Genomic DNA, 14,501 nt, shown 5'->3' with positions numbered 1-14,501 from the left:
ATGTATGTCGAATTATCGTTTTGCAGTTGATGTCGGAGGCACTTTCACAGATGTTTTTGTTTTTGATGAAGCGGAAAAGAAAATTTCAGTAACGAAAGTATCCTCTACACCAAAAAGTCCAGAGATAGGCATTGTTGAAGGGGTGAGACAAACTGGGTTATCTGGAAAAGACATTATCCAATTTTCACATGGTACAACAGTTGGGACAAATGCATTAATAGAAAGAAAATTACCGAAAACCGCACTTGTAACATCAAAGGGATTCCGTGATGTTATTGAGATAAGAGATGGTACAAGACTTGATTTATGGGATGCTTATAATGACGTGGCACCACCATATATTAAACGTAGAGATCGCTTTGAAGTGTCAGAACGCACTGACTATGCTGGAAATATTTTAGAGCATATTGATGAAGATGAAGTTCGTCAATTAGGTAAAAAGTTAAAAAAACGTGGTGTTGAATCAGTTGCTATTTGTTTTATAAATGCTTATGTAAACGGAGAAAACGAGACAAAAGTAAAAGCGATTTTACGTGATGAATTAGGTGAAGATGTCTACATTTGTAATTCAAATGATATTTTACCTGAAATTTTCGAAACAGATCGGATGAGTACAACGATTGTTAATGCAGTACTTGGTCCTACAGTTAGCAACTATATTCATCGTTTAGAAGATGAGATGAAGAAGCTTGAATATGAGGGAGATATTCTAGTTTTACACTCTGGTGGTGGAGTAATGACATCTGAAACAGTCCCACGTTACGCAGCACGTTTAGCTAGCTCAGGTATTGCTGCTGGAGCAATTGCGAGTAAATATATTGCTAACCTTTGTGGTTATAAAAATGCAATAGGTTTTGATATGGGTGGGACAAGCACAGATATCTCACTTATGTATGAAGGTGAATTGCGTATTACAAAGGATTGGTATATTGAATATGGTTATCCAATAGGCTTTCCAAGTATAGAAATTCTAACAATAGGCGCAGGCGGTGGTAGTATTTCTTGGACAGATGAAGGTGGTTCACTTCGTAATGGTCCGCAGAGTGCTGGAGCAGAGCCTGGCCCAGCTAGTTATGGTCGAGGTGGTACAGAGCCAACAAATACTGATGCTAATGTAGTATTAGGCCGTTTAGGTATGAACTTATTAGATGGCAAAATGTCGTTAGATAAAAAAGCGGCAGAAAAAGTGATTCGTGATAGTATTGCAAAAACATTTGATTTAGGTGTTGCAGAAGCTGCAGATTCTATTCTAAAAGTCGCAAATGCAAATATGTGTGATGCATTACGATTAATATCTGTTCGACGTGGATATGACCCACGAGATTTTGCATTAGTTACTTTTGGTGGTGCTGGTGGTATGCATGGTGCTTATTTAGCAAAGGAAATGGATATTCCAATGTTGATTATCCCGCCGTATGCTGGTGTTGCTGCAGCTATGGGTTGCTTAATGGTAGATGTTCAGCACGATATTACGAAAACATTTATGGCAAATGTCAAGAAAATTACAGTAGATGAGTTAGATCATGAATTTGCATCTATGGAAACTGATGCTTTTGCTTTATTAAAAGAAGAAGGTATTGCAGAGGAAGATATGAACTTTATCCGTTATGTCGATATGCGATACGCGGGCCAATGGCGATCTTTATCGATTACAGTCAGCAAACTTACCTCTATGGAGGAGGTATTAGAACAATTCCATAGAGAACATGAGCGTGAATTTGCTTTCTTTAATCCTTCTCAAGAAGTAGAGGTTTATGGCTTACGTGTAGCTGCAATCGGTATTGTTGAGAAACCTGAATTACCAAAAGTGCTTGTAGAAGGTACATTAGAAGATGCTTTTGTTGAAGAAAGACCAGTATACTTTGAAGAATCAAATGGTTTCGTCAATACTCCGGTTTTTTATCGTGACAAATTGCCAACAGATATTCAAATTCAAGGACCGGCAATTATTAACCAACTAGATTCTACAATTTTAATTCCACCAACATTTATTGCGAAGGTTGATGAATACCGCAATATACTTGTTCAATATTAAATTGTAAAGGAGACTGGCCATGACAACAAAAACGGAATTATTCCAAAGTAAATTAGATCCTGTCACATTTGAGGTCTTAAAAAATGCATATGTCAATTTAGTTGACCAAATGTCAGAACAAATTTTAAGAACCTGCTATTCATTTGTTATTTATAACCGTGATTTCAGTTCAGCTATTTGTGATGCAAATGGGAATACAGTTATGCAAGGAACACAAGATATTTCTGTTCATGTTGGTACCCTACATTTAACAGCAAAAGCAGTAATAGAAGATTTCAAAGATGACATTCACCCTGGGGATGTATTTATTATAAATGATCCATACCGTGGGGGGACACACTTTAATGATACTCGATTGATTCGCCCTGTATTTTATGATGGTCGTTTAATATCCTTTATGCAAGTTAATGGTCACTGGGCGGATATGGGTGGTTCTGTGCCAGGATCATTTGATATTAAATCAAAAGAACACTTTGGCGAAGGGATGCGTATTCCGCCGACTCGTATTATTAGTAAAGGTATGTTTTTAAAGGATGTGGCAAATTTAATCGTATCAAATATGCGTATTCCTGAAGAACGGCTTGGTGATTTGCGTTCACAAGTAGAAGCAACAAAAGTAGGAGAAACACAGTTGCTTGCTCTTATTGATAAATACGGTATTGATACGATTGAGACAGCATTTGCAGAAGTACAAGATTATGTAGAGAGACTTGCACGATCGCATATTCGAGCATTACCAAATGGTACATGGGAAACGACAGATTATCTTGATATGGATCCACAGCTTGGGGATGGTCTAATCCCAATTCAAATTAAAATGACGATTCAAGATGATGAGGTTTTCTATGATTTAAGCGGTTCACATCGATATATAGGCTGCTTCTTAAATGCAGGGTTTGGTGCATCCATGTCAGCGGCTTATGCGGGAACGAAGACATTTTTCCCTGATATCCCGTTAAACTCAGGCTTTTATAGAGCAGTTCATATTGAATTACCTGAAAATTCAGTCGTTAATGCACCGTATCCTATTGCAGTAACAGGATTTTGCTCGGGCGCATACGAGAAAATCCTAAATGCTTGTTTTGACTTATGGTCGCGTATTATGCCAGAGCGTGCTCTAGCATGTTCATTCAATCTTGAATATTTGTTAATTGGTGGTTGGGATACTAGACACGATCGTAATTACTTTATGTGGTATGACTGGATGGCTGGTGGACATGGTGGCCGCCATAAAAGAGATGGGGCAAATGCGATGTCTCCAGTATTTGGAGTAGGTCTAAGTGTACAACCGTGTGAAGGACAAGAAAGGTTATCTCCGGTTGTAACAACAAAGCATGAAATTGTTATCGATTCAGGTGGTCCAGGCCAATACAGAGGTGGGTGTGGTGTAGAAAAAGGCGGTATTCTAACGGAAATTGAGGACACTGTGATGTCTTATTGTTGTGACCGTTCACGTTCTATTACATGGGGAATTTCAGGCGGCCTTCCATCATCTCCACATGGTGCTTGGTTGAATCCAAATAAAGAAAATGAACAGTTTTTAGGGGCTATTTTTTCTAATGTTGAAGTGAAAAAAGGCGATTCATTTACACGTCCATCAGCGGGTGGAGGTGGATTAGGCGATCCACTTTTAAGAGATCCAAAAGCTGTATTAGAAGATGTTATTGATGAGTACGTATCAATCGAGCGTGCGAAAAAGGATTATGGGGTTATCATCGTGGAAATTGATCGCGATCTTGATTTATTTGAAATTAATGGAATTGCGACTGAAAAGGAACGTGCTTATATTCGCGAAAATCGCAAAGTATGGTTGCAACAGGATATTGCTGTAGTAGAAGAACAGTATTTGAAAGGTGATATAGATGAATACGATTTAATACGTAAACATGGAGTTATTTTTGATCATGCTACAAAAAAAGCACTACCTATATCGACAGAGCAATATCGTGATATGTTACAGCAAAGAATGGTGCCAAATTGGAAATAGAGACATTGGAGGGATAATATGAGTCAGCAAACAATCGTAAAATCATATGGGAATTATATTAATGGGAAATGGGTAGGAAAGGATTTACCTACGCGTGATGTAATCAATCCAGTTACAAACGAAGTCATTGGGCATGTGCCAAATGGCGGTACAAAGGAAACAAAAGAAGCGATCGAAGCAGCACATATTGCATTTACAACTTGGTCACAAACAACAGCATATGATAGAGGCAAGTTACTTCGCAAGCTGCATGAACTAGTGCTTGAAAATAAGGAAGAGATAGCGAAAACGATGACTCTAGAAATGGGCAAACCTATTCGTGAATCTCGTGGAGAAGTTGATTCTGTTGCTTCGTTTTTAGATTGGTATGCAGAAGAGGGGAAACGGATTTATGGCGAAACAATTCCAACGCATAATTCCAATAAGCGTTTGCAAGTTTGGAAGAAACCGGTTGGAGTCGTAGGAGCTATCACACCATGGAATTTCCCAGCGGGTATGCTAGCTCGAAAAATGGGTCCAGCTCTTGCAGCAGGTTGTACAATCGTTATTAAGCCATCGAGTGAAAGTCCATTAACTGCGATAAAAATTGTAGAATTATGTGAACAAGCAGGATTCCCGAAAGGTGTTGTCAACTTGGTAACTGGCTCGTCACAAGAAATTGGCGACGAACTAATGGCAAATCAAAAAGTCCGGAAAATTACATTTACAGGATCAACAGAAGTCGGTAAGCAATTAATTGAACAAAGTGCAGCACAAGTAAAGCGTTTATCATTAGAACTTGGAGGTCATGCTCCAGTAATTGTACTAGATGATGCCAATATTGATCTAGCAGTACGAGAGGCAGTTGCTTCAGCATTCCGGAACACTGGTCAAACCTGTGTCTGCGCGAATCGTATTTATGTACAAGAAGGAATTCATGATCAATTTGTCGAGAGATTTGTTGAGGCTGTAAAAGGTCTAAATGTAGCAAATAGTATTGAAGAAACGGCAGATATTGGTCCGCTCATCAATAAGGGCAGTTTAAATAAAGTGATTGAACAAGTTGAAGATGCTATCCAAAAAGGTGCCAAGGTAGCTTACGGTGGTGAAAGATTACAAGAGCTGGGAGAGAATTTCTATAAGCCAACTGTACTTTGCGATGTAGATCCTTCTATGATTGTTATGCATGAAGAAACGTTCGGGCCCTTAGCACCAATTCAAAAAATTACTTCCATTGAAGAAGCAGCTACTTTAGCAAATGACACGCCTTATGGCTTAGCTGCATATGTATTTACTAACAATGTATCTAAAGGCATGAAACTGATTGAAAAATTAGAGTATGGGATTATTGGGTGGAATGATGGTGTACCTTCTACAACACAAGCACCTTTTGGTGGAATGAAGGAAAGTGGTGTTGGACGTGAAGGTGGACACGAGGGAATAGAACCATATATTGAATCGCAGTTTGTATCGATTAGCTTAGAATAATTGTTGGTTTTTTGAAGTATTGTCTATTTCTATCTCGGTATAGTATGATATTTACGTAGGTGAATTTTCATAAGATTGCCGAGGGGGATGGGATTATGAATACTATATTTATTGCAGGTCATGCAAGACTTCCTTCAGGGATGGCCGCAAAAAATATATATGAAACTTTAACAATTACTGCAGAAATTGATAAGAAATATGGGGTTATCGTTGCAGCAAGTTGTACACTTGCAACACATCATAGTCAAGTATTTGTTGAAAGTTTATTAAGAGGTTATAGTTTACAAGACGGTATTGAAACCCCTATAAAGGTTGTTAAGGAACATTACTTGGGAAAAGCAGGTAATGCATTGGTATCATCTTTAAAAGATTTATTTAAACAATATGAACAACATGTGCATGTGAAATACCATAATTGATGTTAAAGGGCACTCTTCAAAGTCTTATTGAGGACTTAAGAAGGTGCCCTTATTATCATTTTGCAATTAAAATATTCATAGATGTAAATTTATTCGATGGGTCTTTTTTGATCATCTAGTGTAAAACCTTCTCCACTAACATCGTGGACTTCGGATACAGACATGAAAGCATGTGGATCAACTGATAGAACAATACTTTTTAATTTAAACATTTCATTCTTCCCAACTACACAATAGATTACTTCACGATCATCTTTAGTGTAATAACCATACCCTTTTAAAAAAGTGACGCCACGATCCATTTGTTTGGCAATACGTTCTGCAATCTCATTATTATTGTTTGAGATAATGATGGCACCTCTTGCTGAATAAGCACCTTCTTGAACAAAGTCGATTACTTGTGCTGTTACAAACACACAGACTAATGTATACATAACAGAACGAGCATCTAAGAAAGTTATCCATGATAAAATAATAACAACTGCATCGAAAATGAACATCGTTTTTCCCATTGACCATCCGAAGAATTTATTGACTAGACGGGCAATAATATCGACACCACCAGTTGTACCTCCTACACGGAAGATTATACCTAATCCAATCCCAAGAAATACACCGGCAAATAAAGAGACAAGGAACATATCATTGTGCAAATCGATTGGGAACTGATAAATTTGGAATAACTTTATAAATACAGAAACAGATACAGTACCAATAACTGTATAGATAAAGGTTTTTCGACCAAGCACGCGCCAACCAATGATAAACATAGGTATATTTAATACTAAGTTCATGATAGCAGGATCAAAATGGAATACGTTGTATAAGATTAATGTAATACCATTGAATCCGCCTTCACCTAAATGGTTTTGTATATTAAAGTTTACAAAACCAAAACTAAAAATAGCAGCACCTAATATGATGAATAAAGTATTTTTAATTTTAATATTTGACATACATTTTCACCTCATTTTTAAGTTGTAGAGTATAATAACGATAAATGTGTAGAAAAATATTTGCATTTATCGAAATCATCTAGGATAGATGATACAGTAATAGTTACAAATGTTCCCTTCATTTTTACATGGTTTTCCAATTTCAATAACTAAACACAAGAATATATTATCATGTATTTTATGGATTTTGACAACTACCATTTTAGTTGATTAGGATAAGGGAAAACACAAGATCAAGATCGTTGGAATAGAAAGGAAGAGAAGTAATGATAATTCGAGTTGTAATCGCTGGACCAAGAGGTAAAATGGGACAAGAAGCAGTTCACACAGTAATGAACGATGACAATATGGAGTTAGTGGCAGTGTTAGATCATAAAGATTTAGCAGCAAACTTAGCTCAATATGAACAATTTCCTGAACAATATGACGTACCTGTTTATACAGAATTACATACATTATTTGATGCCGTAGAAGCAGATGTTTTTCTAGATTTAACAACACCTTTAGCAGGATATGAACATACGAAGACTGCACTTTTTGCAGGTGTACGTCCTGTAATTGGAACAACTGGTTTTACTGAAGGGCAGTTAGAAGAACTTACCAATCTTGCGAAATCATCAGAAATAGGCTGTATTATTGCACCTAACTTTGCGATTGGTGCTGTTTTAATGATGAAGTTTGCCCAAATGGCTGCAAACTATTTTCCTGACATTGAAATCATTGAAATGCATCATGATAGAAAATTAGATGCGCCGTCTGGTACAGCGGTAAAAACAGCTCAATTGATGGTTGAAAATCGATTATCCCATAAACAAGGTCATCCAGAAGAACATGAAAATATTCCTGGGGCAAGAGGCGCGGATATTGATGGAATGCGCATCCATAGTGTACGTTTACCAGGATTGGTTGCACATCAACAAGTGTTATTTGGTGGGACGGGAGAGCTATTAACAGTGCGTCATGATTCATTTGATCGTAAATCCTTCATGACAGGTGTAAAATTATCCATTGAAAAGGTAATGGATTTAAAAGAATTAGTTTATGGTTTAGAAAACATATTATAAAAGGTAGGGAAGGTAATATGAAAATCGCATTAATTGCGCATGACAAGAAAAAGGATGATTTAGTGCAATTTGTGACAGCATATCGTGACATTCTATCACAACATGAGTTATTTGCTACAGGTACAACTGGGCAAAGAGTAATTGATGCAACAGGCTTAGATGTGACACGATTCCGTTCAGGCCCATTAGGCGGGGACCAACAAATTGGGAGTATGATTGCCAATAATGATATGGATATGGTCATATTCTTCCGTGATCCATTAACTGCACAACCTCATGAACCAGATGTCTCTGCTTTGATACGTTTAAGTGATGTTTATCAAATTCCGTTGGCTACCAATATGGGTACTGCAGAAGTGTTATTAAAGGGATTACAAGAAGGATTTATCGATTGGCGTTTAATACAAGAACGCAGAAAATAGAAAGGGAGTGGTCGGATGAAAAAATTAAAAGTCGGTATCACATGTTATCCGACCGTCGGAGGCTCTGGGGTTATGGCAACAGAGCTAGGTAAGATGTTGGCGGAAAGAGGTCACGAAATTCATTTCATTACTTCTAGTATGCCTTTTCGTTTAAATAAAATTTATCCAAATATTTTTTATCATGAAGTTCAAGTAAATAATTATTCCGTTTTTCAATATCCACCATACGATATTGCACTAGCGAGTAAAATGGCAGACGTGATTCAAAGTGAAGAGCTAGATGTATTGCATGTACATTATGCGATACCTCACGCGGTATGTGCAGCACTAGCACGTGATATGTCTGGACAAGATATTGGAATTGTCACTACATTACATGGAACAGATATAACAGTTTTAGGATATGACTCTGCCTTAACAAGTGCAATTCGATATGGTATTGAAAAGTCAGATATAGTAACAGCGGTATCCGACTCATTGAAACAACAGACATATGATCTTATCGAAACATCAAGACCAATTGAAACCATTTATAATTTTGTAGATGAACGTGAATATACACCAAAAGATGGAACTCAGCTAAAAAAGGATTTTGACATACTAGAAAACGAAAAAGTGTTAATACATGTTTCAAACTTTAGAAAAGTAAAACACGTACCGGATATCATTCGAACATTTATAAAAGTACGTGAAATAATGCCTGCCAAATTATTATTAGTTGGCGATGGTCCTGAGAAAAATCAAATCATGCATGAAGTGAAAAAGTGTGAATTTACTTCAGATATTTTGTTTCTAGGCAAGCAAGAAAATCTATCGGAACTTTATGCAATGAGTGACTTAAAGCTATTAATGTCTGAAAAAGAAGCATTCGGGCTAGTTTTGTTAGAAGCAATGTCTTGTGGAGTACCCGGGATTGGGACGAATATTGGTGGAATTCCTGAAGTAATCGAGCATGGTGAAAATGGTTATATTGTGGAACTCGGCGATTATGAGAAGGCTGCGCAATATGCAATTGAATTGCTACAGGATGACAAAAAGTTACAGCAATTTAGAGAATCAGCTATTTATACTGCAAATCATAGATTCCATTCATCGAATATTGTGGAACAATATGAGGTGCTTTATGAAAAGGTGGCACGAAAACATGATTGAGCAAAAGGCATGGAAGGCTGCTTTTGACGTAATTGCGTCACTTGAGGAAAATGGCTATGAGGCATTCATAGTAGGTGGTGCTGTTCGTGATTCATTACGAGGTCACACAGCGAATGATGTTGATGTAGCGACAAATGCAGTACCAGTAGAAGTGAAGTCTGTTTTTTCTAGAACTGCAGATGTCGGTATTTCGCATGGTACAGTTCTTGTAATACATCCATTAAGTCCTGTAGAGGTAACGACATATCGTACAGAAGGAACCTATCAAGACCATCGCCGCCCAGATGAAGTATATTTCGTATCATCATTAGCAGAGGATTTAAAACGACGAGATTTTACGATTAATGCAATGGCCATGTCAGGAAATCAGGAAATTATTGATTTGTTTGGTGGTAAAGAAGATTTACAAAATGGTGTTATAAGAGCTGTTGGAGAACCAATAGAGCGATTTAAAGAGGACGCCTTACGAATGCTACGTGCTATTCGCTTTAGTGCACAACTAGGTTTTCAAATAGAAGACTCTACATTTGAGGGTATTTCAAAACAAGCTCAAGATCTACATTTTATCGCAAAAGAACGTATAAAAGCTGAATTCGACAAGATTTTTGTAAGTGAACATCCTGAAAAAGCGATGCGAAATATTCAACAATCTGGTTTAAATCAATTTTTACCAGGTGAATATATCGAAATTGGTCGTTGGGGAAGTTTTGAAGCAGGATTGGAATCTTGGAAAGGATGGGCTTTTTTCTGTTTATTACAACCTCAACAAGATGAAAAAATCATGCATATATTTAAATGCTCAAATAACGAGAAAAAAATTGTAAAAGATATAATTGAGGCATACCAATCATTAATTTCTCAAGGATGGACGATGAGAAATTATTTTGAATTTGACTTGGAAGTTTTGAAAACAGCTTATGAATTTGCTGACTATCTCGAAAAAGTCCCAACACAACCTAAATCTGTAGAAGAAATTGAACAGAATAAAGCGAATTTAGCTATTCAAAAGAAAACGGATTTAGTTATATCAGGGCATGATTTAATTAAATGGAGTGGTAAAAAAGGCGGATCGTGGTTAAAAGAAACTCTTGAAAAAATATTAACAGAAATTCTTGAGAATCGTCTGTCTAATGACCAACAACATATAAAGGAATGGTTTTTGAGTGAACGTACCCATTAAATACGAACTATTAAAACGTTTATCTGCCGCAAATGGTCAACCAATCTCAGGACAACAATTGGCAGATGACTTAAATATTTCAAGAACAGCTATTTGGAAACATATGAAACAATTAGAAGAAGAAGGTTATACATTTCGATCTATTCGAAAAAAGGGCTACATCATGCTTTCAACACCAGATACACTAGACCCTGCAAAGATCACTGCTGCACTTGAAACGGAGCACTTTGGAAATCAAATAATTTATGAAGAATTATTAACATCAACTCAAACAGTAGCACATCAGCTTGCTCAAGATGGAGCGCCTGATGGAACAGTCATAATATGTGAGGAACAAACTGAAGGTAGAGGGCGCTTAATGAGAGAATGGAAATCTCAAATGGGAAAAGGAATTTGGATGAGTGTCATCATGCGTCCCGATGTTCCTCCTTATAACGCACCGCAGTTTACTTTAGTAGCTGCTGTTGCCATTACAAGTGCCATAGAAGATGTGACTGGAGTACGGCCAGATATTAAATGGCCTAATGATCTATTAATAAATGGTTTGAAATGTACGGGAATATTAACAGAAATGCAAGCCGATCCAGATCGAGTAAATGCGATTATTATGGGAATTGGTATTAATGTGAATCATGAACTTGAAGATTTTGATGAGGACATTGTAAATATTGCCACATCATTAAAAATAGCTTCAGGTAAACAAGTTGACCGCGCTAAACTTGTAGCTAAGCTTCTTTATTATCTAGAAAAATATAGTAAGCAATATGTAGAAGAAGGCTTTGAGAAAATTAAAACTTTATGGGAAAAGTATTCCTGTACAATTGGTAGTCGTATTAAAGCGACAACGCTTCGTGATGTTTTTGTAGGAAAAGCGCTAGGTATTACAAAAGATGGTATTTTACAATTACAACTTGACGATGGAACGATTGAAAACATCTATTCTGCTGATATTGAACTTCAAAATTAAATATTGTTTATCGTTTTAAATATTGTTATAGTGTTATCACAGGACAGTATCCTTTGGGAACCGTACCTCAAATTGTATTCTTTTTTACTACAACAAAAATATCTGCCTTGATCTTTTTAGACAGGGACGGAAGAAAACGATTCAATGTGATGATTACACTACCCTTCTGTCCATTTTTGACAGAAGGTTTTTTTGTTTTCTTCCTCATAAAAAGGAGGAACTTGAGTGAAAAGTACAACTGAATTTCTAAAGATGAAAGAACGTAAAGAAAAAATTGTTATGTTAACAGCTTATGATTATCCATCAGCAATGCTAGCAGAAAATGCTGGCGTAGATATGATTCTTGTTGGCGATTCGCTTGGAATGGTCGTTTTAGGCTATGATTCAACGGTTAAAGTAACATTGGATGATATGATTCATCATGGGAAAGCTACAAGAAGAGGAGCAAAAGATACGTTTATCGTGGTGGATATGCCATTTGGAAGTTACCATGGTGATGTTACAGATACACTAAAAAATGCCGTCCAATTATTTCAGCAAACTGGTGCAAATGCATTAAAAGTAGAAGGTGCAGGTCCGCTAATAAAATCCATTAAAACACTGATTTCTGCGGGTATTCCTATTATCGGTCATCTGGGATTACAGCCACAGTCTGCAGAAGTACTTGGTGGCTATAAAGTACAAGGGAAAACAGTTGAAGCAGCGAAACAGCTAATAGAGGATGCAATAGCACTTGAAGAAGCAGGTGTTTGCGCTATTGTATTAGAATGCGTGCCTCATCAATTAGCAGGGGTAGTATCTGCGAAACTGAAGGTTCCAATAATCGGAATTGGTGCAGGTCAAGAAGTTGATGGGCAAGTATTAGTATTCCATGATTCACTAGCATATGGAAACCATCATGTACCAAAATTCGTAAAAACTTTTGCAGAAGTGGGTAAGGAAATAGAACAAGGTATTGAATCTTATCGAGATGAGGTAAAAAAAGGTACATTTCCAGCACCACAGCATCAATTTACGATGTCAGATGAAGTGCTGGGTCAATTATATGGAGGAATTAAGAGATGAAAATCATCACAACCATCGTTGAGCTTCAACAAGAGCTAGAAATGCATCATTTGGAGAATAAAAAGATAGCTTTAGTTCCAACAATGGGCTACTTACATGAAGGACATTCGACACTAGCGAAAGCCGCAAGACAAGATAATGATCTTGTCGTAATGAGTGATTTTGTCAATCCAACTCAATTTGGTCCAAACGAAGATTATGAAAACTATCCTAGAGATTTAGCTAGAGATGAAAAAATAGCTACAGAAGCAGGTGTAGATTACTTATTTGTCCCAACTGTAGATGAAATGTATCCACCAGATGGTGGTATTCGAATTGAAGCAGGTCCTGCATCTAAAATTCTTTGTGGCGCATCGAGACCAGGACATTTTAACGGAGTTTTGCAAGTCGTTGCAAAGCTGTTTCATATTGTTCAACCAACTAATGCTTATTTTGGTCAAAAGGATGCACAACAATTAGCATTAATTAAACTGTTAGTTAGAGATTACAATTTTCCAGTAACTATATGTGGAGTTCCAATTGTTCGAGAAGATGATGGGCTGGCAAAAAGTTCTCGGAATGTCTTTTTAACTGCTGAAGAGAGAACGCAAGCACCAATAATTCAACAGGCATTACAACAAGCAAAAGATAATTTTCTAAAACATCATGATAAAGAGCTTGCCATTCAAAATGCGATAGATATGATTGAAACGAAAACACCTGGTCATATTGACTATTTAGAATTACGGAGCTATCCAGATTTACAAGAAATTCATCCTGAAACAAATCAATTTTTGCTTGCAACAGCTGTTTATTTTTCAAACGTAAGATTAATTGATAATATTCTTTTTACTATTGAGGAGATATAAAAAATGCTAAAAATGATGATGACTTCTAAACTCCATCGTGCCACGGTAACACAAGCAGACCTGAATTACGTTGGTAGTATTACAGTTGATGCCGATTTATTAGATACAGTTGGAATCTTACCAAATGAAAAAGTTCAAATTGTTAACAATAACAACGGTGCACGTTTTGAAACATATACCATTGCAGGAGAACGAGGCTCAGGTGTGATTTGTCTAAATGGGGCTGCTGCAAGATTAGTTCAGCCAGGAGATATTGTAATTATTATTGGATATGGTTACATGACTTTAGAAGAGGCTACAAAGCATAAGCCAACTGTTGCAGTTTTAGATGAACAAAATAAAGTAAAACAATTGATTAATTATGAACCTGAAGCAACTGTGATGATGTAGTTGATTGTATAAATATAGCTTAGTGTCGCTTCGATACTAAGCTTTTTTTGTTTTATTTATTTTTTTCGATAGAGTCGATTTCATAATGCAAAATTCACATTAAAATCCCGAATATTTAATATTGCCTACTTTTAGTGGAGCGGAAGACGATGAGTCCTCGAAAATGCATTCGCATTTCCTTCGTGGGAGGCTAATTCAGTGAGGTTCATTCAGAGTACTACGGGAAAAGCTTGAGCTGACAGCCCCGCAGGAAGAAATTCTTTTGTTAAAAAGAATTTCTTGCGACGAAGCTAGCGAAGCGATGCAGGAGCACATCTTTTAAGGGACAAAGCCTAAGAACGCCACGTCTGTAGCGGAATTGTGAAATATGAATACTATATATATTTACATTAAAATGTTCGTTTTTATAAAACATACGAACAAATCTATGAATCAAACTAATTGTTTCTTAAAACAAAATTATTTTTAATAAAACCTAAATGATCTATCGCCAAAATCAGCTATTCCTTTCGAAATATGATAAAATCTTGAATATAACAAGAACGGAAA

The 14,501-nt window shown here is 36.6% G+C and carries 13 protein-coding genes; 12 read left to right on the top strand and 1 reads right to left on the bottom strand.

Features of this window, described 5'->3' with window-relative positions:
* Positions 1-4: 4 nt before the first annotated feature.
* The 4 genes from ACIQ4I_RS05010 to ACIQ4I_RS04995 all read left to right on the top strand — a co-directional run bounded on the left by ACIQ4I_RS05010 (position 5) and on the right by ACIQ4I_RS04995 (position 5,908).
* Entirely contained in the window at positions 5-2,035 is a 2,031-nt protein-coding gene (locus ACIQ4I_RS05010; protein WP_403093541.1) for a hydantoinase/oxoprolinase family protein, read from the top strand.
* 19 nt (positions 2,036-2,054) lie between these two features.
* Positions 2,055-4,022 carry a hydantoinase B/oxoprolinase family protein gene (locus tag ACIQ4I_RS05005; RefSeq protein ID WP_403093538.1) on the top strand — a complete coding sequence of 656 codons (1,968 nt, stop codon included), beginning with the start codon at positions 2,055-2,057 and terminating at the stop codon, positions 4,020-4,022.
* A gap of 18 nt (positions 4,023-4,040) precedes the next feature.
* Positions 4,041-5,489 (top strand): NAD-dependent succinate-semialdehyde dehydrogenase, encoded by a 1,449-nt coding sequence (locus ACIQ4I_RS05000; protein WP_403093535.1) that lies wholly within the window; start codon positions 4,041-4,043, stop codon positions 5,487-5,489.
* 95 nt (positions 5,490-5,584) lie between these two features.
* Positions 5,585-5,908 carry a DUF3870 domain-containing protein gene (locus tag ACIQ4I_RS04995; RefSeq protein WP_403093533.1) on the top strand — a complete coding sequence of 108 codons (324 nt, stop codon included), beginning with the start codon at positions 5,585-5,587 and terminating at the stop codon, positions 5,906-5,908.
* Positions 5,909-5,997: 89 nt separating this feature from the next.
* On the opposite strand, the gene ACIQ4I_RS04990 is transcribed toward ACIQ4I_RS04995, so the two are convergent.
* Positions 5,998-6,864: a YitT family protein gene (locus tag ACIQ4I_RS04990; RefSeq protein ID WP_403093530.1), complete on the bottom strand. Its 867-nt coding sequence runs from the start codon at positions 6,862-6,864 to the stop codon at positions 5,998-6,000.
* Positions 6,865-7,130: 266 nt separating this feature from the next.
* Between ACIQ4I_RS04990 and dapB the strand changes: the two genes are divergently transcribed.
* From dapB to panD, 8 genes are all read left to right on the top strand, one after another.
* The gene (gene dapB / locus ACIQ4I_RS04985; protein ID WP_403093527.1) at positions 7,131-7,928 is read left to right on the top strand and encodes a 4-hydroxy-tetrahydrodipicolinate reductase; all 798 of its coding nucleotides are present in this window, start codon (positions 7,131-7,133) and stop codon (positions 7,926-7,928) included.
* A 17-nt stretch (positions 7,929-7,945) separates the two neighbouring features.
* Positions 7,946-8,350 carry a methylglyoxal synthase gene (gene mgsA / locus ACIQ4I_RS04980; RefSeq protein WP_397537690.1) on the top strand — a complete coding sequence of 135 codons (405 nt, stop codon included), beginning with the start codon at positions 7,946-7,948 and terminating at the stop codon, positions 8,348-8,350.
* A 15-nt stretch (positions 8,351-8,365) separates the two neighbouring features.
* Positions 8,366-9,502 carry an N-acetyl-alpha-D-glucosaminyl L-malate synthase BshA gene (gene bshA, locus ACIQ4I_RS04975; RefSeq protein WP_403093524.1) on the top strand — a complete coding sequence of 379 codons (1,137 nt, stop codon included), beginning with the start codon at positions 8,366-8,368 and terminating at the stop codon, positions 9,500-9,502.
* Positions 9,474-10,682 (top strand): CCA tRNA nucleotidyltransferase, encoded by a 1,209-nt coding sequence (locus ACIQ4I_RS04970; protein WP_403093522.1) that lies wholly within the window; start codon positions 9,474-9,476, stop codon positions 10,680-10,682. Before bshA ends, ACIQ4I_RS04970 begins: the two co-directional genes overlap by 29 nt.
* The gene (locus ACIQ4I_RS04965) at positions 10,666-11,649 is read left to right on the top strand and encodes a biotin--[acetyl-CoA-carboxylase] ligase (RefSeq protein ID WP_403093519.1); all 984 of its coding nucleotides are present in this window, start codon (positions 10,666-10,668) and stop codon (positions 11,647-11,649) included. The genes ACIQ4I_RS04970 and ACIQ4I_RS04965 overlap by 17 nt, the downstream gene beginning before the upstream one ends.
* 225 nt (positions 11,650-11,874) lie before the next feature.
* Positions 11,875-12,714 carry a 3-methyl-2-oxobutanoate hydroxymethyltransferase gene (panB, locus tag ACIQ4I_RS04960; protein WP_403093517.1) on the top strand — a complete coding sequence of 280 codons (840 nt, stop codon included), beginning with the start codon at positions 11,875-11,877 and terminating at the stop codon, positions 12,712-12,714.
* Positions 12,711-13,562, top strand: a complete 852-nt coding sequence (panC, locus tag ACIQ4I_RS04955) for a pantoate--beta-alanine ligase (protein WP_403093514.1) — start codon at positions 12,711-12,713, stop codon at positions 13,560-13,562. The genes panB and panC overlap by 4 nt, the downstream gene beginning before the upstream one ends.
* 3 nt (positions 13,563-13,565) lie before the next feature.
* Positions 13,566-13,952, top strand: a complete 387-nt coding sequence (gene panD, locus ACIQ4I_RS04950) for an aspartate 1-decarboxylase (RefSeq protein ID WP_403093511.1) — start codon at positions 13,566-13,568, stop codon at positions 13,950-13,952.
* Positions 13,953-14,501: the final 549 nt, after the last annotated feature.

Origin of the sequence: Rummeliibacillus sp. NPDC094406 (assembly GCF_044763875.1) — a bacterium.
In the GTDB taxonomy this organism is placed as follows: Bacteria; Bacillota; Bacilli; order Bacillales_A; family Planococcaceae; genus Rummeliibacillus.
Note: the sequence above shows the minus strand (reverse complement) of the source record. Positions and strands in the feature narration are given on the sequence as shown.